Source organism: Arthrobacter crystallopoietes BAB-32, assembly GCF_000328305.2.
GTDB lineage: Bacteria > Actinomycetota > Actinomycetes > Actinomycetales > Micrococcaceae > Crystallibacter > Crystallibacter crystallopoietes_A.
Genome location: NZ_ANPE02000121.1, coordinates 1 through 25,403 on the forward strand (window position 1 = coordinate 1; position 25,403 = coordinate 25,403).

Consider the following 25,403-nt stretch of genomic DNA (forward strand, 5'->3'; position numbering starts at 1 on the left):
GGCCGGTGCCGTGCACGCTGCCGGGGCTGCGCCTGCCTCCCCGGACAGCGCCCTGTCCCTGGACGAGCAGATCACCCGCCTGGTCACGGATCCGCACTCGTCGACCCGCCGCGCGCTGCTGGAACTGCTGGACACCCAAACAATTCCGGCGGGTTCGAACGCGGCCCCTGCCCTGGCGGCAAACGGCCGCACCGACCCCCGAAAGGCGGGCTCCGACGTCGTACTCCTGCTGGGCCAGTCCAACATGCAGGGCGCCGGGACGCCGTATGATCCGGGGCTGGACATCCGGATGGACGGGATCGACCAGTTCGCCGGGTCCGGTCCGCACGCCGGCAAGGTCCTTCCTGCCGAGGACCCGCTCCACCACGTGACGACCTACCTGTTCAACGGCGCCGCCTCCGTGGGTCCGGGCATGGAGTTCGCCCGGCAGTTCTGGCTGCGCCAGCCCGCGGACCGCCGGGTGCTGCTGGTGCCCGCGGCCCGTGGCGGAACCTCGTTCGCCGGCGGCGCGGACTACAGCTGGGATCCGGACAACACCACGGCCCGGGTCAACCTGGCGCACCGGGCCATCAGCGAATGCAAGACGGCCCTGGCGCTGAATCCGAACCATCGGCTGGCCGCCATCCTGTGGCACCAGGGCGAATCGGATGCGCTGCCCGGCAAGTCTGCCCGGTGGTACCGGAACAAGCTGCTGCAGCTCATCGACCTGCTGCGGGCCGAGTTCGGCCAGGTACCCTTCCTGGTCGGCGGCATGGTACCGGAGTGGGTCGCGTGGGACCGGAAGCTGCGCGGCCCGTTCGACGCCGTGCATCGCGCAATCCCCAAGGACCGGCCGCTGACGGCCTTCGTGGAGGGCCCGGCAGGAGCCGGGCTGCCTGGCGACATCATCCACTATTCGGCGGCCGGCGCCCGCGAACTGGGGCTGCGCTACTACCAGGCGTTCGCCGCCCTGGGCACGGTCAGCTGATCCGGCCGCTTTCCTCAGCGCAGCCGCAGGTGGCGTACCGACGACCAGGACGGGTCCAGCTCGCTGCCGGTGCCGACCGGCCCCTCGGTCCAGGCCACGGCGCCGGCTTCCAGCTGCCAGGCGGCCGAGGTGGTGGAGTCGACATAGAAATGCAGGGTCCGCCGGCCGGCCGTGGTTTCCACCGCGACCAGCCGCCCGTCCGGACCCAGGGCGGCGGCGAGCGCGTTCTCCAGCTGCTGCAGGCGTTGCGCCGACCGGCCGCCGGGCTGCCCGCCGCCAAGTTCGGTCCGGTAGTCCAGCCGGATGGCCACATGCTGGTCGAAGTCGGGCCAGAAGGTGGGGGCCAGCGGAACCTGGACGACGGCGGTGATCGGCTCGCCGTCCGCGGCCACCCCGTGCAGTTCCTCCCAAATCGGCTGGCCGTGCTCATCCAGCGCCCCGGCCCGCAGCCGGTCCACCACCTCCCGCAGGCCGCCGAGGGGTATGTCGTCGGCATGAGGTTGCAGCACCGGCTCGACGATCCGGATCCACGCGGCGGCGTCGGCCTGCCCGATGGCATGGTCCAGCATGATGGAGACCGGCAGCATGCGCTTGGCTCCGGGCAGCAGCGCCAGGTGCGGATGGTAGACCGCGATGTCGGCGGAGTACCGGTTCAGCAGCAGCCGCACCCGGAAGTCCTCGGCGGCGAAGTCCTGGCCGGCGATGCCCAGGGTCAGTTCTTCGAAGTCCACGGCCGCCCGGCGGGTATCCGCGTACTCCCAGTGGATGTCCGGCGCAGGGGCCGCCTTGAGCACGCGGCGGGCCAGCGCTGCCTGGTCCGGCTGCTCGGCGAAGATCACCAGTGCGTGCTCGGCCACCGTGCCGGCGCCCAGCTCCCAGGCCAGCCCGGGGCTGATCCGCGCGATCCGCTGGTTCAGCCGCTTGATGTACGCCGGGGCGAAGCCGTCGGTGCCGGCGCAGATGCGGTCGGCCGCGTCGTCCTGCCACCACTGCCAGAAGGCGTGGGCCAGCTCCTCCTGCGAGGACCTGGCTTTCCGCAGCCGGCTGCGCAATCCCATCAGCGCCTGCCCGCCGCGGCACGGGCCGCTACGAAGGCGCCCACGCACTGCTCGACGTCGTCCTTGCTGTGCGCGGCCGAGAGCTGTACCCGGATCCGTGCCGCGTCGCGGGGAACCACCGGGTAGCTGAAGGCCGTGACGTAGACACCGTGCCGGAGCATCTCCTCGGCCATCCGGACGGCCAGCACCGCGTCGCCGAACATCACCGGGATGATCGGGTGCTCGCCCGGCAGCAGGTCGAAGCCCTCTTCGGCCATCCGGCTCCGGAAGAGCGCGGCGTTCTCCTGCAGCCGCCCGCGCAGCTCGCCGGAGCCCGCCACCAGGTCCAGGGCGCGCAGCGTGGCCGCGACGATGGACGGCGCCAGCGAGTTGGAGAACAGGTACGGGCGGGCCCGCTGCCGCAGCATTGCCACGATCTCGGCCCGGCCGGACACGTAGCCGCCGGAGGCGCCGCCGAGGGCCTTGCCGAAGGTGCCGGTGTAGATGTCAACCCGCTCCCCCACTCCGGCGTGTTCCGGCGTGCCGGCGCCGGTGGCTCCCATGAAGCCGACTGCGTGGGAATCATCCACCATGACCAGCGCATCGTACTGTTCGGCGAGCGCGCAGATGTCCGCCAGCGGGGCGAGGTAGCCGTCCATGGAGAAAACCCCGTCGGTGACGATGATCCGCCGCCTGGCCCCGCCGCCGTCGTTCATTTCCGCAGTTTTCCGCAGGCAGGCCTCCAGCCCGGCCATGTCCCGGTTGGCGTAGCGGTAGCGCTGCGCCTTGGACAGCCGGATCCCGTCGATGATCGAAGCGTGGTTCAGCGCGTCGGAGATGATGGCGTCCTCGGGGCCGAAGAGGGCCTCGAAGATGCCGCCGTTGGCGTCGAAGCAGGAGGAGAACAGGATGGTGTCCTCGGTGCGCAGGAACTGCGAGACGCGGCGCTCGAGTTCCAGGTGGGTGTCCTGCGTGCCGCAGATGAAGCGCACGCTGGCCATGCCGAAGCCGCGCTCGTCCAGCGCCTGCTTGGCGGCCTTGACCAGTTCGGGATGGTTGGCCAGGCCCAGGTAGTTGTTGGCGCAGAAGTTCAGCACCTCCGCCGGCTCCGCGCCGGGGCCGCCTGCGGTGATGTGGCTGGACTGCGGCGATGTGATCCGGCGTTCGGCCTTGAAGAGTCCGGCTTCGCGGATTTCGTCGAGTTCTGCCGCGAGCTGTTCCTTGAGCGCTGAATACACGCGTTGCCTCCTTAGATCCGGGTCCAGTCCAGGACCACTTTGCCGCCGGTGCCCTCGCGCGCCGTCTCGAAGCCCGCCTGCCAGTCGGCGGCCGGCAGCACGTCGGTGATCACGCCGGAGATGGCCTCATGCAGCGCCTTGCTGGTCTGGAGCATGGCGCTCATCGCGTACCAGGTCTCGAACATCTCCCGTCCGTAGATTCCCTTGAGCGTGAGCATGTGGGTGACCACTTTGCCCCAATCGACGGCGATCTCCTCGGTCGGCAGGCCAAGCAGCGCGATCCGGCCGCCGTGCGTCATGTTGTCGATCATCTCCCGCAGGGCCGAGGCCCGGCCGCTCATCTCCAGCCCGATATCGAAGCCTTCGGCCAGCTGCAGCCGGGCCTGCGCCTCGTCCAGGTGCATGCGGCCCACGTCCACCGTCATGTCCGCTCCCATGCGTTTGGCCAGCTCCAGCCTCGAGGCGGAGACGTCCGTGATGGCGATCTTGCGGGCGCCGACGTGCCTGGCCACGGCCACCGCCATCAGTCCGATCGGACCGGCACCGGTAATCAGCACGTCCTCCCCGACCAGCGGAAAGCTCAAGGCGGTGTGGACAGCGTTGCCGAACGGGTCGAAGATGGCGCCCAGTTCCGGGGTGATGGACTCGTCGTGGTGCACCCAGGCGTTGGTTTCGGGAATGACCACGTACTCCGCGAACGCGCCGTCGCGCTGGACGCCCACGCTGACCGTGCGGATGCACATCTGGCGGCGCCCGGCCCGGCAGTTCCGGCAGGTCCCGCAGACGATATGCCCTTCTCCCGAGACCCGGTCGCCGACCTTGACGTCCTGCACCAGCGCCCCGGTCTCCACCACCTCGCCGTAGAACTCGTGGCCAGGCACGAGCGGCGTGCGGATGTTGGCCTGTGCCCAGGCATCCCAGCCCTGGATGTGCAGGTCGGTGCCGCAGATGCCGGTGGTCAGCACGCGGATCTTCACGTCACGGTCCCCGGCCTGGGGCTCCGGCCGCTCCACCAGCTCGAAGCCCGGCTGCGGACCCGGCTTGATCAGCGCTTTCACGCAATGTCCTCCCCACCCATGACCTCACCGTGAGCGTGCTCACATCAGTACCCACTCTACGTAATGACCCTCCCGCTTGGCTTCCCCCGGCAGCAACCACCGGCCGGGCTGGCTTATGGTGGAGATCACCTTGTCGATGGACATCGTTGGAGGCTGCCTGCGCCGGCTGCAGGCCAGGAGGTTGGAATGACCGGAGTGCTGCAGTACCAGGCGTCGAAGCCTGCCGCGAGGATCCGTACACGGACGCGAACCTCACCGACCCGTACCCGCTGTTCGAAAGGATGCGTGCGGCCGGCCCGGCCGTCTACCTGGAGAAATACGGCGTGCTGGCCTTCACCCGCTACGCCGAATGCAAGGACATCCTCGCCGACCACGCCACCTTCATCAACGGCGCCGGCGTGGGCCCGCGCAACCTGCACCGGGAACCGTCCTGGAAGCCGCAGGGCATCCTGGACTCCGATCCGCCGGTCCACACGCGGATGCGCAAGGCGATGAACACGGTGATCTCACCGCGCGGCGTGCGCGCGCTGCGGGCCGGGTTCGAAGCATACGCCGCAGAGCTGCTGCCGCGGCTGCTGGCCCGCGGCCGCATCGACGGGATCGCGGACCTGGCGCAGGCCTTCCCGCTGCGGGCCTTCGGCGACGCCGTCGGCATCCCCCGCGAGGGCCGGGCAGAGAACCTGGTCCGCCAGGGAGCGATGAACTTCAGCTACTTCGGGCCGGAGGACAGCCGCGCGCAGCACTTCATCGACCGGGCCGCGGGCACCTTCGAATGGGTGATGGACAGGACATCCCGCGACAGCCTCGCGCCGGGCGGGATGGGCGCGCAGTTGTGGGAGCTCGCCGACGAGGGCGCGATTGATGCGCAGACCGCGCCGCTGCTGGTCCGCGCGCTGCTCTCGGCCGGGCTGGACACCACGATCATCGGGATCGGCAATGCGCTGAAGCTGCTCGCCGAGCATCCGGAGGAATGGGCGAAGCTCCGGGCCAACCCGCGGCTGGCGAAATTCGCCATCGACGAGGTACTGCGCTTCGACTCGCCGTTCCAGTCCTTCTTCCGCACCACCGCGACGGACACTGAGTTCCGCGGCATCCGGATTCCGGCCGACACCAAGATCGCGCTCTTCCTCGGGGCCGCCAACCGTGATGCCGCGCAGTTCGGACCCGACGCGGACCGGTTCCGGATCGAGCGCGACGCCTCCAGCATGATCGCCTTCGGCAACGGCATCCACCGCTGCGTCGGCCAGCCGATTACCCGGCTGGAAATGGAGGTGGTGCTCACGTGGCTGGCGGAACACGTCGAGCGGCTGGAGCTCGACGGCGAACCGGTGCCCTTCCTGCACAACACGCTCAAGGGCTGGGAGTCGCTGCCGCTGCGGCTGGTGGCGGCCTGAACCCCAGGCTGGCCTCGGTAGTAACCAGGCTGCTTCCATCCGGGTCCGCGGCACGTCGTCCGGCCCGCACTAACGACGGCGGCGGGCGGGCTTGCGTGCGCCGGTAGACTGTGAGGCGCACCACTCTACCGGTGGTGCGGGGGAACCGTGCGAGTGGAGCGAAGGTGCATTCACAACTGCAATCCGCTGCCGGGCCGGTGCAGCGGCAGGCCTACACTGCCCATGAACTCCTGGACCAGGCCCGCAGCCTCGGGCAACAGCGAAGCCGGCGCGGCGGTACGGAGCGCGGGCTCAGGGCGGAGGGGCTGCGTCCGGTCGTCCGCGAATCCTGGGAACGTTCACTGACGTTTGCCGCCGATCCGGATTCGGCCGTGGCCCGGCTGGCGCTGGTCGAGGACGACTTGCTCGCCTACCGGCTGGATCATCCGCTGGCGGCCATTATGCCGGTCATCCGAAAGCTGCTGGTGGATCCCAGCCATGATTCGGGCATGCTCGTGGCAGTGGGCGACGAGCACGGCCGGCTGCTCTGGGTGGACGGCGATGCCGCCCTGAAGCGCCAGGCTGAAGCTATGCAGTTCGTCGCCGGCGCCGACTGGTCCGAACGCACCGTCGGTACCAGCGCCCCGGGCACCGCCCTGGCCCTGGGCCGCGGAGTGCAGATTTCCGGCGCCGAGCACTTCAGCCGCATCGTCCATCCCTGGAGCTGCACCGCCGTCCCCGTGCGCGATCCGGACAACGGGTCCGTCCTGGGCGTCGTGGACATTACCGGCCGCGAACAGGCCGTCGCCGCGCACACCCTCTCGCTCGTGCAGGCCACCGTTGCCGCGGCCGAAGCGCAGCTGCGGATCCACCGGCTGGAGCAGGCCGCTCGTCCGCGCCGCACCTCCGCTCCGGCCAAGCCCGGCACCGGCCTCCGCCAACAGGAGCACGGCAGTCTGCAGCTGACCGGGCGGGACCAGGGCCTGCTGGCCTTGGGCGGCCGCAGCATCGAACTTTCGCTCCGGCACACCGAGATCCTCGCGCTGCTGGCCCTGCATCCGGCCGGGCTGACCGCGGGCGAACTGGCGGCGCTGCTGTATCCCGATGCCAGCAGCACCACGCTGCGGGCGGAGCTGGTGCGCCTGCGCAAAATCCTCGCCGCTTTGGGCCCGCAGGCCGTCCCGCAGTCCCGCCCGTACCGGTTGCCGCTTCCGCTGCTGCTCGACGCGCGCCTGGTGCTCGATGACCTGCAGCGCGGAGCGCACCGGCGCGCCCTGGACCGGTACCGCGGCCCGGTGCTGCCGGCCTCGGAAGCCCCCGGCATCGTGCGCCTGCGTCAGGAAGTCAGCGCGAACCTGCGCGAAGCCCTGCTCAGCGACGCCTCGCCGGCCACACTGCTGCGCTACCTTCAGCTTCCGGAAGCGGAGTACGACGGCGATGCCTGGCGCACGGTACTGCGCCTCCTTCCAGCCCGGTCGCCCAAGCGTGCCGCCGTCGTGGCCCACCTGGACCGGATCGAAGCCGAACTCGCCTGACCCGCTTCGACCTTGGGACGGCCTGGTGTGCAGTCCGATGGAGCCTGCGTGGTAAGTTCCTGCGGTGGAAAACGAAATCCGGCCTTGGCCGGCGCTCTGGTCACTGGTCATCGGTTTCTTCATGATTCTGGTCGATACCACCATCGTGTCGGTGGCGAATCCCGCCATCATGACCGGGCTTCGGACCGACATCAACTCGGTCATCTGGGTCACGAGCGCCTACCTGCTGGCCTATGCCGTGCCGCTGCTGATCACCGGCCGGCTGGGCGACCGGTTCGGTCCGAAGAACCTCTACCTGGCCGGGCTGGTGCTCTTCACCGCTGCCTCCGCCTGGTGCGGGTTCTCCGGCGATGTCCAGATGCTCATCCTCGCCCGGGTCTTCCAGGGCCTGGGCGCCTCATTGATGACGCCGCAGACCATGTCCGTCATCACCCGCATCTTCGCCCCGGACCGGCGCGGTGCCGCGATGGGGTTGTGGGGCGCCGTTGCCGGCCTGGCCGCGCTCACCGGCCCGATCCTCGGCGGGCTGCTTGTCGATTCGCTCGGCTGGGAATGGATCTTCTTCGTCAACATCCCGGTAGGGGTCCTGGCCTTCCTGATGGCCTGGCGCTTCGTCCCGGCACTGCCGACCCACGCGCACACGTTCGACCTGCCGGGCGTGCTGCTCAGCGCGGCCGGAATGTTCCTGCTGGTGTTCGGCATCCAGCAAGGCGAGACCTACAATTGGGGAACCATCGCCGGGCCCATCAGCGTCTGGAGCCTGATCGCGGCCGGCATCGTCGTCCTGGCCGCGTTCATCCTGTGGCAGTCGCGCAACCGCCGGGAGCCGCTGCTGCCGCTGCGGATCTTCCGCGACCGGAACTTCTCGCTCGCCAACGGCGGCATCAGCACCGTCGGTTTCGCCATCACCAGCATGTCCCTGCCGCTGATCTTCTTCTTCCAGAGCGTGCGCGGCCTGACTCCCACCGAATCGGCGCTGATGCTCGCGCCCACCGCCGTGATCTCCGCTGTGCTCGCGCCGCTGGTCGGCCGGCTCATCGATACCGTGAACCCCAAGTTCTTCGCCACGACCGGACTGGTGCTGATGGCCGGCGGGCTGTCCTGGTATGCCTTGCTGATGACACCGGATGCCCCGCTCTGGCTGCTGCTCGTGCCCGCCGCCGTCCTCGGCCTCGCCAACGCCTGCATCTGGGGACCGCTGTCCACCACTGCGACCCGGAATCTCAGTCCGGCTGAGGCCGGTGCCGGCTCGGGCGTCTACAACACGACCCGTCAGGTGGGCGCCGTGCTGGGCAGCGCATCGATCGCAGCGCTCATGCAGGCACGGCTGGCCGCGGAACTTCCCTCCGGCACGAGCGTCTCAGGAGCGGAGGCCGAGGCCGGCGCTGCCGTCCTGCCCGGCTTCCTGCATGCAGGATTCGCGACGGCGATGGGCCAGTCGCTGCTGCTGCCGGCGGTTCTCGCCCTGGCCGGAGCCGTGATTACGCTCTTCTTCGCCCGCCCGCAGCCCGTCACTGGATGGGGCGAGCAGGATGCAACCTCCATGCAACGTTACCGCTCCTAGGCTCTCTGGCATGAGCGACTGGTCGACGATGACCGGCTCACGACTGCTGAAGGAGCGACAATGACGGTTTACGCACAGCCCGGCACCGACGGTTCACCGGTAAGCTTCAAGTCCCGCTACGAAAACTGGATCGGCGGCGAATGGGTTGCCCCGGTCAAGGGCCAGTACTTCGAGAACATCTCCCCCGTCACCGGCAAGCCGTTCTGCGAGGTCGCCCGCGGCACCGCCGAGGACATCGACCTGGCCCTGGATGCCGCGCACAAGGCCGCTCCCGGCTGGGGCAAGACTTCGGTCGCCGAGCGGGCCGCCGTGCTGAACCGGATCGCCGACCGGATCGAGGAAAACCTCGAGCTGCTCGCCGTCGCCGAAACCTGGGACAACGGCAAGGCCGTCCGCGAGACCCTGGCGGCGGACATCCCGCTGGCCGCCGACCACTTCCGCTACTTCGCCTCCGCGGTGCGCGCCCAGGAAGGCCGGCTGTCCCAGCTCGACGACGACACCACCGCCTACCACTACCACGAGCCGCTCGGCGTGGTCGGCCAGATCATCCCGTGGAACTTCCCCATCCTCATGGCCGTTTGGAAGCTGGCGCCCGCGCTCGCGGCGGGCAACGCCGTCGTGCTTAAGCCTGCGGAACAGACCCCGGCCTCGATCCTGGTGCTGATGGAGCTGATCGCCGACATCCTGCCCTCCGGCGTGGTCAACGTGGTCAACGGCTTCGGCGTCGAAGCCGGCAAGCCGCTCGCGTCCAGCCCGCGGATCCGCAAGATCGCGTTCACCGGCGAGACCACCACCGGCCGGCTGATCAGCCAGTACGCCTCGCAGAACCTGATCCCGGTCACGCTGGAGCTTGGCGGCAAGAGCCCGAACATCTTCTTCTCCGACGTCTCGGCCGAGAACGACGCGTTCTACGACAAGGCGCTGGAGGGCTTCGCGCTCTTCGCCTTCAACCAGGGCGAAGTGTGCACCTGCCCGTCGCGGGCGCTGGTCCAGTCCTCCATCTACGACTCGTTCATGGCGGACGCGCTGGCCCGCACCGAGAAGATCGTGCAGGGCAACCCGCTGGACACCGCGACCCAGATCGGCGCCCAGGCCTCCAACGACCAGCTGGAAAAGATCCTCTCCTACATGGACATCGGCCGCCAGGAAGGCGCCAAGGTCCTCACCGGCGGCGAGCGCAACATCCTCGACGGCGACCTGGCCGAGGGCTACTACGTCAAGCCCACGGTCTTCGAGGGTACGAACAACATGCGCATCTTCCAGGAAGAGATCTTCGGGCCGGTCGTCTCGGTGACCCGGTTCAACGACTACGCCGAGGCGATGCAGATCGCCAACGACACGCTGTACGGCCTGGGTGCCGGCGTCTGGAGCCGCAATGGCAACGTCGCCTACCGGGCCGGCCGCGAGATCCAGGCGGGCCGGGTGTGGGTGAACAACTACCACGCCTACCCGGCCGGCGCGGCATTCGGCGGCTACAAGTCCTCGGGCATCGGCCGCGAGAACCATGCGATGATGCTCGACCACTACCAGCAGACCAAGAACCTGCTGGTCAGCTACAACGAGAACAAGCTCGGGTTCTTCTAGGCCATGACCGCCAACCTGGAAGCGGCGGTGGCGATTCCCGGCGAGGATTTCTCCCGGGTCTCGCTCACCCCGTCCGCGGTCGAGCTGCTGCAGAAACTCTGGGACCTGCACGGGCCGCTGATGTTCCACCAGTCCGGCGGCTGCTGCGACGGGTCGTCCCCGATGTGCTACCCGGCGGGCGACTTCATCACTGCCGAAGCCGACGTACTGCTGGGCACCTTCAGACTGCCAAACCGCGGCGATCTGGAGTTCTGGATGTCGCGCGAGCAGTTCGAATACTGGAAGCACACGCACCTGACGGTGGATGTGGTCGACGGACGCGGCAGCGGCTTCTCGGTCGAGGCGCCGGAAGGCAAGCGGTTCCTGATCCGCTCCACCCTGATCGACGCGAACTGACCCGTAATACCAGCGAGGGCGGCCGGTCCATGAAAACCGGCCGCCCTTTCGCCTGCGCTACTGCTTCCGTGCGCAGCCGTGCGACGGCGGCGCGCACCTTTTCACGCGTCGCATTTGGTGCTTTCATAAAGTGGGGGTCAGGGTAGACCAACGATGGAGCAGGCAGTGGAAACGCAACTGCACGAAGATTCCCGTTCCTCTCCCACCCCGGATCCGGTACCTCAAGCTAGACGTTTCACCTCCTCCATCCACGGCGCCTGCCGGGTGTCGCCATGACCACCTGGAGCGGGGAGAATACGGCCGGCTCCGCCGGCGAAGGCGCGGTGACGCTGCTCGAGGGAACGTCCTTCTGCATCTCGTTTGCCAACGGGGACATGAATCCCGAGCGCCCGCACGGCTTTTTCTACCGCGATACCCGGTTCGTCTCGGACTGGCTGCTCACGATCAACGACCGTCCGGTCGAGCCGCTCGAAGCCATCGTCTTCGAACCCTACAACGCGGTCTTCATCGGTCGCGCCGAGCGCACGGACGGGCTGGCGGACAGCCACCTGCTGGTCGAGCGGCGCAGGAGCATCAACCTTGGCATCCACGAGGAAGTGACTGTCTCCAACTACTCCCGCGAGCCGGCAGCCTGCGAGCTGCAGCTGACAGTGGGGGCGGACTTCGCCGATCTGTTCGAGGTGAAAGCCGGCCTGAAGCAGGTCACCCATGCGCAGGGGGCGCAGCTGGTGGCGGACAACCTGGTCGTGGAATCCGAGGGCCTGCCGATGCGGGCCAGGCTCATCGTGGCCGCGGAAGGCGCCGAGATCGCCGGCAACCGCATCAGCTACAGCATGATCATCCCGCCGCAGGGGAACTGGACGGCGGCCATCACCGCGCTGCCGGACATGGACAGCAGCCTCTCCGTCGACGAGTTGGCCCAGCCGCGCCAGCAGGTGCACTCGTCGCTGCCCGAAGAACGGCTGATGGAATGGCGCCGGAACGCCCCGCTGGCTCAATTGCAGAACCAGGACTTCGAAAAGGTCCTCGACCAAAGCCAGGCCGACCTCGGCTCGCTGCGGATTTTCGACCCCGACCATCCCGGCCGGGTCGTGGTCGCGGCCGGGTCGCCGTGGTTCATGGCCCTCTTCGGCCGGGACTCGCTGCTGACGTCCTTCATGTGCCTGCCGCTCGACCCGTCCCTGGCGCTGGGAACGCTGCAGACCTTGGCCGAGCGGCAGGGCACGGAGGTGGATCCGCGCAGCGAAGAACAGCCTGGCAAGATCCTGCACGAGGTCCGGTTCGGAGCCAGCGTCGGCCAATTGCTTGGCGGAGACAGTGCCTACTATGGCTCGATCGATGCGACGCCCCTCTTCGTGACGCTTGCCGGAGAGTTGACCCGCTGGGGCTTCTGGCCGGAGGTCCAGGGATCCCTGATGCCCGCCGTCGACCGGGCCCTGGAGTGGGTCACCCGGTACGGCGACATCGACGGCGACGGTTTTGTGGAGTATGTCCGGGCCACCGAGAAGGGCCTGCTGAACCAAGGCTGGAAGGACTCCTGGGACGGCGTCAACTTCGCCGACGGCAGGCTGGCTGCGGCGCCGATCGCCCTCTGCGAGGTCCAAGGCTACGTCTACTCGGCCTACATCAGCCGCGCGCTGATGGCGCAGTGCGCCGGGGAGGCCGGCCTTGCCGCCGAGTGGGGCGAGCGTGCCGCCGCGCTGAAGAAGGAGTTCAATGAGCGGTTCTGGCTCGAGGACCGCGGCTGGTTCGCAATCGCGCTGGACCAGGACAAGCGTCCGGTGGATTCCTGCGCTTCGAACATGGGCCACTGCCTGTGGAGCGGCATCGTCGACAACGACAAGGCGGAACGCGTGGCCAAACGGTTGATGTCGCCCGAGATGTTCTCCGGCTGGGGCGTGCGCACACTCGCCACCGACATGGGCGCCTACAACCCGGCGAGCTACCATAACGGCTCGGTCTGGCCGCACGACAACGCCCTGATCGCCGCCGGATTGATGCGCTACGGCTTCATGGACGAGGCCCTGCAGATCGCCGGCGGACTGTTTGCCGCAGCCACCGCGTTCGGCGGACGCTTGCCCGAGCTGTTCTGCGGCTTCGACCGCAGGGCCTACCCCATGCCGGTCCCCTACCCCACCTCCTGTTCGCCCCAGGCATGGGCGGCAGCTGCCCCGGTGCACCTGATGCGGGTCATGCTCCGGTTCGACCCGTGCATGACCCACCACGGGCTGTGGCTGGCACCGCAGATTCCCGAGGAAATCGGGACGGTACAGGTCTCCAACATCCCGTTGGCCGGCGCCCGTATCTCGGTGCGGGTGGCGGACGGCACAACCGAGGTCGAGGGAATCCCCGAGTCCATCAGGCTGCACCGCGCACCGCGCAAACCCCTGGCCGACCTGCTCGACGTCTACGCCGGCCGGCCCAAGCCCTAGCAGGGAGCAACACCATGCGCATTGGAATCGTCGCCCCACCGTGGATCCCCGTTCCCCCGTCAGGCTACGGCGGCATCGAAGGGGTGGTCGACTCGCTCGCCAGGGAATTCACCATGGCCGGGCACGACGTGCGCCTGGTGGGGGCCGAGGGAAGCACCTGTCCGGTAGAACGGATCCCCGGCGTGCCGGCGCGGAAACTCACCGTCCTGGGTGCGAACGTCGACGAACTGGCCCACGCGGTCCTGGCGCACGAGGCGCTTTCCGACGTCGATATTATCCACGACCACACGCTCGCCGGCCCCTTGTCGCGCCACCGGCCGCCCGGCATCCCGCTGGTCACCACCGCCCACGGACCGCTGACCGGGGCGTTCCGCACGCTCTACCGGGCCATCGCGTTGCATGCGCCGCTGATCGCCATCTCCCGGCACCAGGCCGTGACTGCGCCCGAGGTGGCGGTGCGCCAGGTCATCCACCACGGCATCGACGCCTCCACCGTTCCAGTGGGCGGCGGCGACGGCGGCTACGCCTGCTTCCTGGGCCGTATGCATCCGGACAAGGGCCTCCAGCAGGCCATTGAAATAGCCCGTGAGGCCGACATCCCGCTGCGCATCGCCGCCAGGATGCTGGGAGCGTGCGAATGTGAATACTTCGACTCGGTCATCAAGCCCCTGATTCAGCCGCCGGTCGAATTCCTCGGCGAACTGAGCACGGCGGAAAAATATGAGCTCCTCGGCGGCGCCGTGGCGCTGCTGAACCCCATCCAGTGGCCGGAACCGTTCGGCATGGTGATGATCGAAGCCATGGCCACCGGCACCCCGGTCATCGCGACGCTGCGGGGTTCCGCGCCCGAAATTGTCGAAGACGGTACCACCGGCTTCCTCCGCAGCGGCAACCGCCAACTGGCCGCAGCGCTCCAGCAGGCCGGAACGCTGGACCGTGCACGCTGCCGGCAGGTCACCGAAACCTATTTCAGCGCCGCACGCATGGCCGAGGAGCACCTGCGGCTCTTCGCCGACGTAGCCGGCCGGCGCGTCCGCGGTTCTGCCAGTCCGGTCGGCGCCGCCTGAGCACGCACCCTGCGGCCGCCCGCAACGCCTTGTAGTCCGCGCGCCACCGCGCCACCGCGCCGCCCGCCTCAGCCCGCGAGGACCTGGACCAGGACCTCCTCGCCCAGCAGGCGCATGGCCGGGTTGTCGTCCGACGCCGACAGCAGGGCCGTGGCCATCGACAGCGCCCAGCCGCGCGCCCGCCGCCAGGTGGCCGCATCAACCGGCGCAGCATCATTGACCCGGTGCTGGAAGATGCGCCGGCCCGCCTCGTCGAAGACCAGCCAGGCCGCGGCGAGATCCGTGGCCGGATCCCCCGCGGTCAGGTCGCCGAAATCGATCACGGCCGCAAGCCCGCCGCCAGCCAGGATGAGGTTCTCCGGATGCAGGTCCCCATGCAGCCAGATCGGCGGGCCCTGCCACGGCGGCGTGTCGCGCAGGTCCGGCCACAGCCGCTCCACTTCGCCCCTGTAAGGAATGAGGCCGGTTGCAAGCCGTGCCCGGACATGCTCGTCCCGGCTGGCCAGCGGCACACCGCGGACGGGGTTGTACGGGGCGTCGGCCGGAGCCGGACGGTGGAAGGCCGCCACGAAGGCTCCAAGGTCCGCCGCTGCCTGGCGCCGCTCCCCCACGGGGACGCGCGCCGCCGTCGTACCTTCAATCCACGGCACCACGGACCACGGCCGGGGAAACAACGACGACGGTCTGCCGCACCGCAGCGGGGCCGGCGTGGCGATGCCCAGACCCGCGGTCAGCTGGGGCAGCCACTGCTGTTCGTGCTGCAGCAGCGGCACCGCCGCTTCCCGGCGCGGCAGCCGCACCGCCAGCCCGCGGCCGAGGCGGAACATCGCGTTGTCCCAGCCATTGGGCGCAAGCTGCAGCGGCAGCGACGCCAGATCCGGCGCCTGCCCGGCCAGCAGCCGGCGCACCAGCGGCACGGTGATGTCGATGTCGGCGGCGGGCATGAGGGCCATCCCGCCATTAAACCCCGGCTGCTCCGGCTTGGCGCTGGACCAAACCGGAGCAGTAGCGGGCGGTTCTGCCGGAGTAGAAACCCGGGGGCCGGGCGCTAGCCCTGGACGCCGAGCCGTTCGAAGATGAGCTCGCGCACCCGGCCGGCGTCGGCCTGGCCGCGGGTGGCTTTCATGACGCCGCCGACGATGGCGCCGGCGGCCTGGACCTTGCCGCCGCGGATCTTCTCGGCCACGTCCGGCTGGGCGGCGAGGGCGGCGTCGATCGCCTCGAGCAGCGGGCCGTCGTCGGACACGACCGCGAGGCCGCGCTTTTCGATGACTTCCTCGGGCGTGCCTTCGCCGGCGAGGACGCCGTCCAGCACCTGGCGGGCCAGCTTGTCATTGATCTTGCCGGCCTGGACCAGCTTGTCCAGCTCGACGATCAGCTCGGGGCTGACGCCGACGTCTACCGGATCCACTTCGGCTTCCTTGGCACGGCGCGAGATTTCGCCCATCCACCACTTGCGGGCGACGGCGGCGGAAGCACCTGCGGCGATCGTGTCCTCGATGGCGTCCATCACGCCTGCATTGACGACATCGCGGAACTCGGCATCGGAGTAGCCCCACGCCGCCTTGAGCCGCTTGCGCCGCTCGGCCGGCGGCTCGGGCAGGCGGCCGCGCAGTTCCTCGATCCACTCCGGCGTGGTCACCACGGGCACCAGGTCCGGCTCCGGGAAATACCGGTAGTCATCCGCATCCGACTTCGGACGGCCGGAAGTGGTGGACCGGGTGTCCTCATGCCAGTGCCGGGTCTCCTGGGTGACCTTCTGGCCGGCGTCCAGGACGGCCGCGTGGCGCTGGATCTCGAAGCGGACCGCGCGCTCCACCGAACGCAGCGAGTTCACGTTCTTGGTTTCGGAGCGGATGCCGAATTCCGTGGTGCCCTTGGGCATCAGCGAGACGTTGGCGTCGCAGCGGACATTGCCGCGCTCCATGCGGGCATCCGAGACGCCGAGGTTCTTGACGATCTCGCGGATGGCGGCAACGTAGGCACGGGCCAGCTCCGGTGCACGGGAGCCGGCGCCGACGATCGGCTTCGTCACGATTTCCACCAGCGGCACACCGGCGCGATTGTAGTCCACCAGCGAGTACTCGGCACCCTGGATGCGGCCCGTGGCGCCGCCCATGTGCGTGAGCTTGCCGGCGTCCTCCTCCATGTGCGCGCGCTCGATCTCGACGCGGAACACCTCGCCGTCCTCCAGCTCGATGTCCAGGTAGCCGTCGTAGCAGATCGGGTCCTCGTACTGCGAGGTCTGGAAGTTCTTCGGGGTGTCCGGGTAGAAGTAGTTCTTCCGGGCGAAGAAGCAGGACTCCGCGATCTTGCAGTTGAGGGCCAGGCCGATCATGATCGAGTACTCGACCGCGGCCTTGTTGACCACCGGGAGCACGCCCGGCAGGCCGAGGTCCACCGGGGAAACCGCGGTGTTCGGCTCGTCGCCGAACACGTTCGGGGCGGCGGAGAACATCTTGGTCTTCGTGTTGAGCTCCACGTGGACCTCGAAGCCGAGCACAGGGTCGTACTTCTCCATGGCCTCGTCGAAGGACAGGATTTCATCCGTAACAGCGGTCATTAGTTGGCTCCTGACATGGTTTCGGCTGCGGCCAGGTCCGGGGCCTGGGCCAGCAGCGGCCCGCCCCACTTCTCTTCCAGCAGCGATTCAAGCACGTGGCCCGCCCGGTACAGCCGGGCATCTTCGCGGGCCGGGGCGAGGAACTGGATGCCCACGGGCAGCCCGTCCGCCAGGCCGCCGGGCACCGAGATGCCGGGCACGCCGGCGAGGTTGGCCGGGATGGTGGCGACGTCGTTCAGGTACATGGCCAGCGGATCGTCCAGCTTCTCGCCCAGCTTGAACGCCGTGGTCGGCGCCGTCGGAGAAATCAGCACGTCGGCCTTCGCGAAGGCGGCATCGAAGTCCCGCTGGACCAGGGTGCGGACCTTCTGCGCCGAGCCGTAGTAGGCGTCGTAGTAGCCGGCCGAGAGGGCGTAGGTGCCCAGGATGATGCGCCGCTTGACCTCGTCGCCGAAACCGGCGGCGCGGGTCGCGCCCATGACGCGCTCGATGGTCATCGGGCCGTCGGCGGGCAGCACCCGCTGGCCGTACCGCACGCCGTCGAACTTGGCCAGGTTGGAGGAAGCCTCGCTCGGCATGATCAGGTAGTAGGCACCGAGTGCGTAACGGAAGTTCGGGCAGGAAACCTCCACGATCTCCGCTCCTGCGCCGCGCAGCAGCTCAAGGGATTCGTCGAAGCGCGCCTGCACTCCGGCGTCGTACCCTTCACCCTGCAGCTCGCGCACCACGCCGATCCGCAGCCCGCGCACGTCGCCGGTCCGCGCCGCCTCGGCGAGCGAACCGACCGGGTCCGTCAGGGACGTGGAATCGTGCGGATCGTGGCCGCCGATGACCTCGTGCAGCAGCGCCGAGTCCAGCACCGTGCGGGAGACCGGGCCGATCTGGTCCAGCGAGGACGCCATGGCGATCGCGCCGTACCGGGAGACGCCGCCGTAGGTCGGCTTCACGCCCACCGAACCGGTGACCGAAGCGGGCTGGCGGATCGAACCGCCGGTGTCCGTGCCCAGGGCCAGCGGCGCTTCGAATGCTGCCACCGCCGCCGCGGAACCGCCGCCGGAGCCGCCGGGGATGCGGCCCAGGTCCCAGGGGTTCCGGGTGGGGCCGTAGGCCGAGTGCTCGGTGGACGAGCCCATCGCGAACTCATCCAGGTTGGTCTTGCCGAGCATCGGCATCTTCGCCGCGCGGATCTTCTTGATCACGGTCGCGTCGTAGGGGCTCATCCAGCCCTCGAGGATTCTCGAACCGGCCGTGGTCGGCTGGCCCACCGTGACAATCAGGTCCTTGATAGCGATCGGCACGCCGGCCAGCACGGGCAGCTCTTCGCCGGCGGCGCGGGCCTTGTCCACGTCCGCGGCAACCGCCAGCGCTTCCTCGGTGTTCACGTGCAGGAACGCGTTGACGTTGCCGTCGACCTCGGCGATGCGGTCCAGATGCGCCTGGGTCACCTCGACGGAGGAGACGTCCTTGGCAGCCAGCATTTCGGCCAGCCGCGCGGCGCTGTGTCGGGTCAGTTCACTCATGTTCCTACTCCTCGTCCAGAATGGCGGGGACCTTGAAGCGGCCGTCGGCCGAATCCGGTGCGCCGGAAAGGGCCTGCTCGTTGGTCAGCGTCTCGCCGACAACGTCCTCGCGGAAGACATTGGTCAGCGGAATCGGGTGCGATGTGGCCGGCACGTCGTCGCCGGCGGCCTCCTGGACGGATTTGATCGAGTCAACGATGACATCGAGTTCGCCGGCCATCCGGTCCAGCTCAGCATCGGTCATCTCAATGTGGGCCAGCCGCGCCAAATGCGCCACGGCCTCACGGTTGATCTCAGACATGAGTCTCCCTGTGAATGGTTTGGGTGTTCTCGAACCAGTCTACTTCTTGGCAGCTGCCCTCCCCCGACCGTCCGGGCACGCGCGCCCTTCAGCCCGCCAGTTCCTTGACGAAGACCAGCAGGCCGATGTCCTCGCCCGGCACGGACCAGTCCCGCTCCGGAGCGCGGACAAACCCGAGCGACTCATACAGCCGGTGGGCGCCGGCCATGTTGTCCACGCTGGTCAGGCTCACCGTGTGGACACTGTCCAGCGTGCGCGCGTAGTCCACAATGGCCTGCACCAAGGCCCGGCCGACGCCGCCGCGCTGCAACTGCGGATCCACGGCCAGCATCCGGAACTCAAGTTCGCCGGCCCGCGCAATGTCCGAGTACGCCTCCCCTTCCAGCGACAGGGCCACGGAGCCCGCGACGCGCCCGTCCACTTCGGCCACCCAGACAATCGCGTGCTCGGCACGGTGGGCAACGTCACCCAGCGTCTGCAGGTATTCATCCTCTTCGCGCAGGTGTCCGCCGGCCAGGTACGCCTGCTGCGTAATTCGGGCGACGTCGTCGTAATCAGCCGCAGTGGCGGGGCGGATGGTAATGCTCATGAAGCGGCAGCGGTCCTTTGGGAGTCGGGGAAAGTACGACGGCGGTCGTCAGCCTTTCAATTGTGCCTCACCGGCCGCTGTGGCAGTTCCGGCGCCACCCGCCGCTCCAGCGCGGCCACGGCTTCCGGCGGCAGGGCCAGCAGCCCGTCGAGTTCCTTCCGCGCGCGGCGGTAGGCCAGCTGGCGCTCGGCCGGGGTTCCGGCGCGGTCCACGGCCATCGTCAGGAGCCGCCGCGCCGTGTTCAGCCGCTGGCGCTCGGGACCGGTGAAGTGCTGGTCCTTGATCCGGCGGGCCTCGCGCTCGGCGATCTCGAAGGCCACCTCGAATGTGCGCACGGCATCGCGGTACTCCTGCAGCCGTTCCGTGGTGGAGATGTCCTCTGCCTGCTGCGGACGCAGCCCGTCGGCGGCGCGCTTGGCCCGCAGGAATTCCACGGTCAGCGGTTCGCGCACGTCCGACATCATTGGATAGTCGATCAGCTTGGCAACGTCCAGCTCGTACTCCAGCCAGCGCGCGTTGACGGCGTCGTGGTCCGCCATGACTGCGGCGGTGTCCCGGCGGAGCTGGTCCAGCCAGGCCGCGGCACTGTCCCGCCGCTCCCGCTCGGCCCGGGCCTCTGCCTGTCGGTGGACCTTGTGCCTGTGATGGCGCTTCCGACCGCGGCGGAAGCGTTCTCCCACGCTGGAGAACACGGCGAAGCCCACCCAGATCATCCACCAGGGAAAGCCATCAGCGAAGAGCTCATCCACGGCCGCTCACCCTTACATGGTGGCATGCAGCGACCGGGCACTCAACGCTGCCAGCTCCGATGACGCCGGCCCGCCGAGTCAGGCGCGGCGGTAGGCGCTGCCGTCCCGTTCCCGGTCCAGGCAACGGTAGTCCACCAGCGCCCGGCGGAGCTTCGGAACATCGTTGGTGAACTCAGCCAGCCTGACGTTCAGCTCCCTCTCCGTCAGAGTCTGGTCCGGGCCGATCACCCGGTCCCGCAGGTAGTGCAGGACCTTCAGCCGGTCCGAAGCCCGGCGCGGGAGCACGTCGATGCGCCCGTCCGGCAGGAACCGCTCCGGGCCGGCCGGCTCTGTCCGCCGGCCAGCAGCCAAGGCTGCCTTGAAGACCTCGCCGTCGGCGAGCAACCGGCCGGCCTCGTCCCGCACCAGGCCGGAGCCGACGAGCCTGCTGCGTTCCTTCGGCGTCATCACCGGCTGCTGGCCCAAGACCACCGCCGCATACAGCTCGCGCAACCGGTGGCTGGCGAGGGCGGACAGCAGCTGCTGCCACCCCGCTGCCGCGGTGACCTGCCCCGCGTCGCGTGGTTCCGGCGTCGTACCTGTGGACATCCCTGGCCTCCGTTCAGGCTTCCCCTGTCTCCAGCAGCCGGACGAAGCCCTCCTCGTCCAGGATCTTCAGCCCCAGCTGCTCGGCCTTGTCCAGCTTGGAACCGGCGTTCTCCCCTGCCACCACGTAGTCGGTCTTCTTGGAGACCGAGCCCGACGCCTTGCCGCCGCGGGTGATGATGGCTTCCTTCGCTTCATCCCGGCTGTAGTGCTCCAGCGAGCCAGTGACGACGACAGTCAGGCCCTCGAGCGTGCGCGGCTTGGATTCATCCACCTCGTCTGCCATCCGGACCCCGGCCTTAGCCCACGAGTCGACGATCTCGCGGTGCCAGTCCACCGCGAACCACTCCTTCAGTGCTGCCGCAATGATCGGACCAACCCCGTCGACGTCCGCCAGCTGCTCCTCGCTGGCAGCACGGATGGCATCCATCGAGCCGAACGCCGTAGCCAGCGCACGGGAGGCCGTGGGGCCGACATGCCGGATGGACAGCGCCACCAGCACCCGCCAGAGCGGCTGGCTCTTGGCCTTCTCGACTTCCCTGAAGAGCTTCTGCGTGTTGGCTGAGGGCTTAGACGGGGTCTTTGCGGTTGGCTTGGACCAGAAATAGGGAACGAGCTCCCACTCGCCGGTACCGGCACCCTTGGAACGCTTTTCCCGCCAGACTTTGACTTCGGCGAGCGAATCGCGCAGCGTGGCGTCCCCGGCATCCTCCGCGAGCTCGAAGATCCGGGCCTCATTCGTCAGGACGCCCGGGCCTTCGGGCGCCGGGTGACCGCCAACCGTCGCCGGATCCGGGCCCGGACCAGCGGTCAGCGCCATGGCTGCTTCCCAGCCCAGTGCCTCGATGTCGAAGGCGCCGCGGCCCGCCAAATGGAACACGCGCTCCCGCAGCTGCGACGGGCAGGACCGCGCATTCGGGCAGCGGATGTCCACGTCGCCTTCCTTGGCCGGTGCCAGCGGCGTGCCGCAGGAGGGACAGGCAGCCGGCATGACGAACTCGCGTTCAGAGCCGTCCCGCAGGGCCACCACCGGGCCGACGATCTCGGGGATCACGTCACCAGCCTTGCGCAGCACGACGGTATCGCCGATCAGGACGCCCTTGGCCTTCACCACGTCCTGGTTGTGCAGGGTGGCCATCTCCACAGTGGAGCCGGCGACCTTGACCGGCTCCATCACGCCGTATGGCGTCACCCGTCCGGTGCGGCCCACGTTGACCTGGATGTCCAGCAGCTTCGTGTGGACTTCCTCGGGCGGGTACTTATAGGCCACCGCCCAGCGCGGTACGCGTGAGGTGTGGCCGAGCGCGCGCTGCAGCCCGAAATCGTCCACCTTGATGACGATGCCGTCGATCTCGTGGAGCAGGTCGTGCCGGTGGTCGCCGAAATGCTCGATGAACTTGAGCACCTCGTCGTAGCTGTCCAGCACCTTGAAGTAGGGACTCGTCGGCAGGCCCCATTCGCGCAGGAGCTCATATGTTTCGGACTGGCTGGCCGCCTTGAGTCCTTCCCTGGCTCCGATACCGTGAACGAACATGCTCAGCGGCCGCTGCGCGGTCAAGGCCGGATCCTTCTGCCGCAATGACCCGGCGGCGGCGTTCCGCGGGTTGGCGAACGGCGCCTTGCCGGCTTCCACCATCTGCTCATTGAGCGCGAGGAAAGCCTTCGAGGGGATGAAGACCTCTCCGCGAATCTCGACCTCGGCCGGGTGGTCCGACCCCTCAAGAGTGCGTGGAATTTCCTTAATGGTCAGCGCATTGTGGGTGATGTCCTCACCGGTATGGCCGTCGCCCCGGGTCGCGGCGCGGACCAACTCGCCATTCCGATACAGCAGATTGACTGCCAGGCCATCGATCTTGACCTCGCTGAGCCACTTCAGCTCATCCAGCCGGCCCTGCTTCTCCACGGACGCCGTGGCGCGGCTGATCCAGACCTGGAGTTCCTCCAGGGAAAAGACGTCTTCCAGGGAGTACATTCGCTGCAGGTGTTCCACTGGAGCGAATGCCGCCGAGACCTCGCCGCCGACTTCCTGCGTGGGCGAGTCATTTGCCACCAGTTCGGGGTTCAGCGCCTCTATTTCCTCGAGCCGCCGGTAGAGCCGGTCGAACTCGGCGTCCGAGACCAGCGGTGAGTCTTCGTTGTAGTACGCGTACCGGTAGCGCCGCACGTCCTCGGTCAGCTGCTCGTATTCTTCCCGTATGTCTTGGCTGGGAATTTCGTCCGTCTGCGGTTCGACTTTGCTCACCCTTCCTATCTTGCCCTAACGTTGAGAGCTCGCCACGGAAGCCTGCCAATGTCAGCAGCTGCCATAGTCCACGCCTGCTGAACCAACCCCGCCTGATGCTGCTCCCAAGCTGCTGCCCGTGGCAGTTCCAACCGCGGGATCCGGGGGTAAAGTTCCTCGTGCGTACTCACCTCGCCGATGGCCGGCGTTTGCTTCGAATAAGGCCGGAGGCGCCTGTTGTGCTTGGTTCCGGGTAGTTCCGGCGCGGTGGAATAGTAGGTGTGCCCAGTGGGGGTGGTCGTCTCCACGGTGTGGCGTTCGGCTTCGACTGGCCGCTGGCTCCAGCCTGGTGTTTCCATCGCCAAATTGCACGCTTCGCACAGTCCCTGCCCGTTTCCGGCCGTGGTCAGACCGCCGTCCGCGTACGCAATGACATGGTCAAAATGCCTAATTGGCGCATCACACCACGGTGTACGGCAAACCGCGTCGCGGGCCCGGATGAACCGGCGTAATCCCTCCGGCATGATCCGCGCCCTCGAGTCCATGCCCACCAGCTGCCCAGTTACGGGCGCAGTGTACAACCGCCGAATGGCTACCTTCACCGCATCCGGGACAGCCGTCTCTGCGGCGCCGGGATCCGCCGAAGCGGCAGCAAGCGCCCCGTCACTGTTAACCACGCCGCCGGTACCGCTGTCCCTGATGTCTGTGGGGCCGGTGGGGCGGAGCAGGTTGCGTGCGTATTGGGCCGGGACAGTGCCATATCCGCTGAGATAAGCCGGCTCGCTTGAGCCCTGCAGCAACGTTCGATCGGTCATCACCAATTGGATTTCAATGTCGGCCGGGCTGGCCGCCGCGCGTCCTGTCACTCGTTCGACTAGGGTGTCGGCCATAATTTGGCCACGGCTGCGCTGGTCACCGGCGGCCCTCAGCCGGTCCGCTTCACCAGATAACGCGGCGTTGACCGCCACCCCGGACCTCACCGGCAGCAAGGCGGTGAGGCAGGCCATGGTGTCGGGCGCCGGTCGGCAGGAGACATGCCGGTCCTCCGCTGCCTTCGAGGCCCGGGCCACGAGCGCGTGGGGATCCCGTGCGTACGCGGCTCGTTTCGCCGTCTCGGCCAGCTTCCGGTCGCCTACGCCTTCAAGCGCTGATGGGTTCCCGGCCACGATTTCATCCACCGCGGCTCGGTCTTCAACCGTTAGGCAGGCTGTTTCCCGAACCAGGATGGTAGCCCGCCACTCGTTCAACTGCCCGGTCTTCAATGCCGCCATGGTATGCGGCATTTCCTTGACCAATGCGTTCGCCAAACCCAACAGGCGCCCACCCTTCCGCGGAGACTCCCGCCGAGCCAGCGCTACCTCTCGGCCGACGCCCCGGCCCTGCTTGTCTGCCGGCACGCCCTTCCTTGCCTCGGACTCGCGGCGGAAACGGTCCAACGCAACCGCGTCCGCCGCCTGCCGTGCTGCAGCGGCTGCCTTCAGATCCTCCAGCGCCCGCAGCCGGTCCACCAGCGCCGCCCCATCCAGTCCGTCAGCGTCATCTCCGCCTTCAGTCAGCATCTGGCACCAGGCATGGAGTGTCGCAACATCCAACGGTTCGCCGGGCGGGTCACCATTGCTCCCACCCTGATCGGACGGAACGTCCCCGGGATCGGCCGAGGATGAGGTGATGGAGACTGGTTTATCGAACATATCTTCGATATTATTCTAATGTGATCGAAGACACAATGGTTCTGTTAGGGAAGTGTGGAAACGAAGGGAAGGACAATGAGATGCAGAACAAGCGGGACACAGTCCGCCCATTACGGGAACCGCCTAACACGCAGAAGGCGAAAGCGATTCAGTCCTCGGCGTCGGCCTGCGCATCGAGCAGCGGCAGGTCGGCCGCCGTGACCAAATGGGAGGTAACCGCGTGTTCCACCAGGCGTGCGCGGCGGTTGGACGCCAGCTTGCCGCCTCCGCCGCGCAGTCCGACCACGCCGACCCGGTCCAGTTTGTCGCAGACATTGTCCAGCTTGCGGTTGAATTTGGTCATCGGCCAGCCGAGCCGGGCGGCCGCTTGGGTCGAAGACGGGATCGAGCTCAGTCCAGTGCCGTCCCTTCTCAGCATGGGCTCTGCCAGAGCGACAATGAGCGCCTTCTGCGAGTCAGTAAAAACCACCGGCCCGATGGTCGTCTCCCCCACCGTGTCATGGGCGCGTGCTTCCTGCCGGAACGCCGGAGTCTTGACATGAACGGAAAGCTCGTAGGTGGTTGGCCCGGCCGTAAAGACGACATTGGTCTGGCTGAAGACCATCGGAATCCGGGCACCCGGCGCCAACCAGGCCTGCATGCCTCCGCTGCTGTCCGCAATGGTCGCCGAGATCATCGAGCCCACGTTCGACATCCACCACATGCCGTCGTAGCGCGCGAGCTCCAGGAACTTCCGGTGCAGGTACGGGTTGTCATCGATCTCCAGATCGCCCTCTCGCCCGATGCAGAAAACTTCATCATCCCTGGCTTCGAACCATTCGCCGCAGAACTCGATCCTGAGTTCCGCTCCGACGCTTGCCCCCATCGTGTGATTCTTCCCTTCCGATCCATCGTTTCAGCCGCTGAGCCGGCTTCCCGGGCGGCAGTTCAAGG

The 25,403-nt window shown here is 68.1% G+C and carries 21 protein-coding genes; 8 read left to right on the forward strand and 13 right to left on the reverse strand.

What is annotated here, in order from left to right:
- Positions 1-967 (forward strand): sialate O-acetylesterase (locus tag D477_RS09805; RefSeq protein WP_005268874.1); only part of this gene is annotated, 967 nt, incomplete at its 5' end.
- Between the two features lie 14 nt (positions 968-981).
- On the opposite strand, the gene D477_RS09810 is transcribed toward D477_RS09805, so the two are convergent.
- From D477_RS09810 to tdh, 3 genes are read right to left on the reverse strand one after another with little or no spacing between them, the layout of a single operon-like run.
- Positions 982-2,025, reverse strand: a complete 1,044-nt coding sequence (locus D477_RS09810; protein WP_005268875.1) for a DUF695 domain-containing protein — start codon at positions 2,023-2,025, stop codon at positions 982-984.
- The gene (locus D477_RS09815; protein WP_005268876.1) at positions 2,025-3,242 is read right to left on the reverse strand and encodes a glycine C-acetyltransferase; all 1,218 of its coding nucleotides are present in this window, start codon (positions 3,240-3,242) and stop codon (positions 2,025-2,027) included. Before D477_RS09815 ends, D477_RS09810 begins: the two co-directional genes overlap by 1 nt.
- Positions 3,243-3,253: 11 nt before the next feature.
- Positions 3,254-4,300 carry an L-threonine 3-dehydrogenase gene (gene tdh, locus D477_RS09820; protein WP_005268877.1) on the reverse strand — a complete coding sequence of 349 codons (1,047 nt, stop codon included), beginning with the start codon at positions 4,298-4,300 and terminating at the stop codon, positions 3,254-3,256.
- Between the two features lie 146 nt (positions 4,301-4,446).
- On the opposite strand from tdh, the gene D477_RS09825 reads away from it, so the two are divergent.
- From D477_RS09825 to D477_RS09855, 7 genes are all read left to right on the forward strand, one after another.
- Positions 4,447-5,694, forward strand: a complete 1,248-nt coding sequence (locus D477_RS09825) for a cytochrome P450 (protein ID WP_005268878.1) — start codon at positions 4,447-4,449, stop codon at positions 5,692-5,694.
- Between the two features lie 164 nt (positions 5,695-5,858).
- Entirely contained in the window at positions 5,859-7,208 is a 1,350-nt protein-coding gene (locus D477_RS09830) for a GAF domain-containing protein (RefSeq protein ID WP_005268879.1), read from the forward strand.
- Between the two features lie 64 nt (positions 7,209-7,272).
- Positions 7,273-8,772, forward strand: a complete 1,500-nt coding sequence (locus D477_RS09835) for a DHA2 family efflux MFS transporter permease subunit (protein ID WP_005268880.1) — start codon at positions 7,273-7,275, stop codon at positions 8,770-8,772.
- Between the two features lie 60 nt (positions 8,773-8,832).
- Positions 8,833-10,356, forward strand: coding sequence for an acetaldehyde dehydrogenase ExaC (gene exaC / locus D477_RS09840; protein WP_005268881.1), 1,524 nt, complete (start codon positions 8,833-8,835; stop codon positions 10,354-10,356).
- 3 nt (positions 10,357-10,359) lie between these two features.
- Positions 10,360-10,752, forward strand: coding sequence for a DUF779 domain-containing protein (locus D477_RS09845; protein WP_005268882.1), 393 nt, complete (start codon positions 10,360-10,362; stop codon positions 10,750-10,752).
- 272 nt (positions 10,753-11,024) lie between these two features.
- A complete protein-coding gene (locus D477_RS09850) occupies positions 11,025-13,184 on the forward strand; it encodes an amylo-alpha-1,6-glucosidase (RefSeq protein ID WP_005268883.1) in 2,160 nt (719 codons plus the stop codon).
- A 14-nt stretch (positions 13,185-13,198) separates the two neighbouring features.
- Positions 13,199-14,251: a glycosyltransferase family 4 protein gene (locus D477_RS09855; protein WP_005268884.1), complete on the forward strand. Its 1,053-nt coding sequence runs from the start codon at positions 13,199-13,201 to the stop codon at positions 14,249-14,251.
- 68 nt (positions 14,252-14,319) lie between these two features.
- Here the strand turns inward: D477_RS09855 and D477_RS09860 are convergent, their stop codons facing one another.
- The 10 genes from D477_RS09860 to D477_RS09905 form a co-directional block, all read right to left on the reverse strand.
- A complete protein-coding gene (locus D477_RS09860) occupies positions 14,320-15,204 on the reverse strand; it encodes an aminoglycoside phosphotransferase family protein (protein WP_005268885.1) in 885 nt (294 codons plus the stop codon).
- Positions 15,205-15,299: 95 nt separating this feature from the next.
- Positions 15,300-16,814 (reverse strand): Asp-tRNA(Asn)/Glu-tRNA(Gln) amidotransferase subunit GatB, encoded by a 1,515-nt coding sequence (gene gatB, locus D477_RS09865; RefSeq protein ID WP_005268886.1) that lies wholly within the window; start codon positions 16,812-16,814, stop codon positions 15,300-15,302.
- The gene (gene gatA, locus D477_RS09870; protein ID WP_005268887.1) at positions 16,814-18,334 is read right to left on the reverse strand and encodes an Asp-tRNA(Asn)/Glu-tRNA(Gln) amidotransferase subunit GatA; all 1,521 of its coding nucleotides are present in this window, start codon (positions 18,332-18,334) and stop codon (positions 16,814-16,816) included. Before gatA ends, gatB begins: the two co-directional genes overlap by 1 nt.
- A 4-nt stretch (positions 18,335-18,338) precedes the next feature.
- On the reverse strand, positions 18,339-18,635 hold the full coding sequence (gene gatC / locus D477_RS09875) for an Asp-tRNA(Asn)/Glu-tRNA(Gln) amidotransferase subunit GatC (RefSeq protein WP_005268888.1): 297 nt from the start codon (positions 18,633-18,635) through the stop codon (positions 18,339-18,341).
- Between the two features lie 88 nt (positions 18,636-18,723).
- Positions 18,724-19,224 (reverse strand): GNAT family N-acetyltransferase, encoded by a 501-nt coding sequence (locus D477_RS09880; protein WP_005268889.1) that lies wholly within the window; start codon positions 19,222-19,224, stop codon positions 18,724-18,726.
- 56 nt (positions 19,225-19,280) lie between these two features.
- Positions 19,281-19,973 carry a hypothetical protein gene (locus tag D477_RS22640; RefSeq protein WP_005268890.1) on the reverse strand — a complete coding sequence of 231 codons (693 nt, stop codon included), beginning with the start codon at positions 19,971-19,973 and terminating at the stop codon, positions 19,281-19,283.
- Between the two features lie 78 nt (positions 19,974-20,051).
- Entirely contained in the window at positions 20,052-20,561 is a 510-nt protein-coding gene (locus D477_RS09890) for a DUF2087 domain-containing protein (protein ID WP_005268891.1), read from the reverse strand.
- Between the two features lie 13 nt (positions 20,562-20,574).
- Positions 20,575-22,800 carry an NAD-dependent DNA ligase LigA gene (ligA, locus tag D477_RS09895; protein ID WP_005268892.1) on the reverse strand — a complete coding sequence of 742 codons (2,226 nt, stop codon included), beginning with the start codon at positions 22,798-22,800 and terminating at the stop codon, positions 20,575-20,577.
- A gap of 5 nt (positions 22,801-22,805) precedes the next feature.
- Positions 22,806-24,470: an HNH endonuclease gene (locus D477_RS09900; protein ID WP_237740749.1), complete on the reverse strand. Its 1,665-nt coding sequence runs from the start codon at positions 24,468-24,470 to the stop codon at positions 22,806-22,808.
- A gap of 148 nt (positions 24,471-24,618) precedes the next feature.
- The gene (locus D477_RS09905) at positions 24,619-25,335 is read right to left on the reverse strand and encodes a hypothetical protein (RefSeq protein ID WP_005268894.1); all 717 of its coding nucleotides are present in this window, start codon (positions 25,333-25,335) and stop codon (positions 24,619-24,621) included.
- Positions 25,336-25,403: the final 68 nt, after the last annotated feature.

Coding starts and splice junctions, on each gene's coding strand:
- D477_RS09810 (WP_005268875.1), bottom strand. CDS start 2,025: ATGGGATTGCGCAGCCGGCTGCGGAAAGCCAGGTCCTCGCAGGAGGAG.
- exaC (WP_005268881.1), top strand. CDS start 8,833: ATGACGGTTTACGCACAGCCCGGCACCGACGGTTCACCGGTAAGCTTC.
- D477_RS09845 (WP_005268882.1), top strand. CDS start 10,360: ATGACCGCCAACCTGGAAGCGGCGGTGGCGATTCCCGGCGAGGATTTC.
- D477_RS09850 (WP_005268883.1), top strand. CDS start 11,025: ATGACCACCTGGAGCGGGGAGAATACGGCCGGCTCCGCCGGCGAAGGC.
- D477_RS09855 (WP_005268884.1), top strand. CDS start 13,199: ATGCGCATTGGAATCGTCGCCCCACCGTGGATCCCCGTTCCCCCGTCA.
- D477_RS09860 (WP_005268885.1), bottom strand. CDS start 15,204: ATGGCCCTCATGCCCGCCGCCGACATCGACATCACCGTGCCGCTGGTG.
- gatB (WP_005268886.1), bottom strand. CDS start 16,814: ATGACCGCTGTTACGGATGAAATCCTGTCCTTCGACGAGGCCATGGAG.
- gatA (WP_005268887.1), bottom strand. CDS start 18,334: ATGAGTGAACTGACCCGACACAGCGCCGCGCGGCTGGCCGAAATGCTG.
- gatC (WP_005268888.1), bottom strand. CDS start 18,635: ATGTCTGAGATCAACCGTGAGGCCGTGGCGCATTTGGCGCGGCTGGCC.
- D477_RS09880 (WP_005268889.1), bottom strand. CDS start 19,224: ATGAGCATTACCATCCGCCCCGCCACTGCGGCTGATTACGACGACGTC.
- D477_RS09890 (WP_005268891.1), bottom strand. CDS start 20,561: ATGTCCACAGGTACGACGCCGGAACCACGCGACGCGGGGCAGGTCACC.
- D477_RS09900 (WP_237740749.1), bottom strand. CDS start 24,470: ATGTTCGATAAACCAGTCTCCATCACCTCATCCTCGGCCGATCCCGGG.
- D477_RS09905 (WP_005268894.1), bottom strand. CDS start 25,335: ATGGGGGCAAGCGTCGGAGCGGAACTCAGGATCGAGTTCTGCGGCGAA.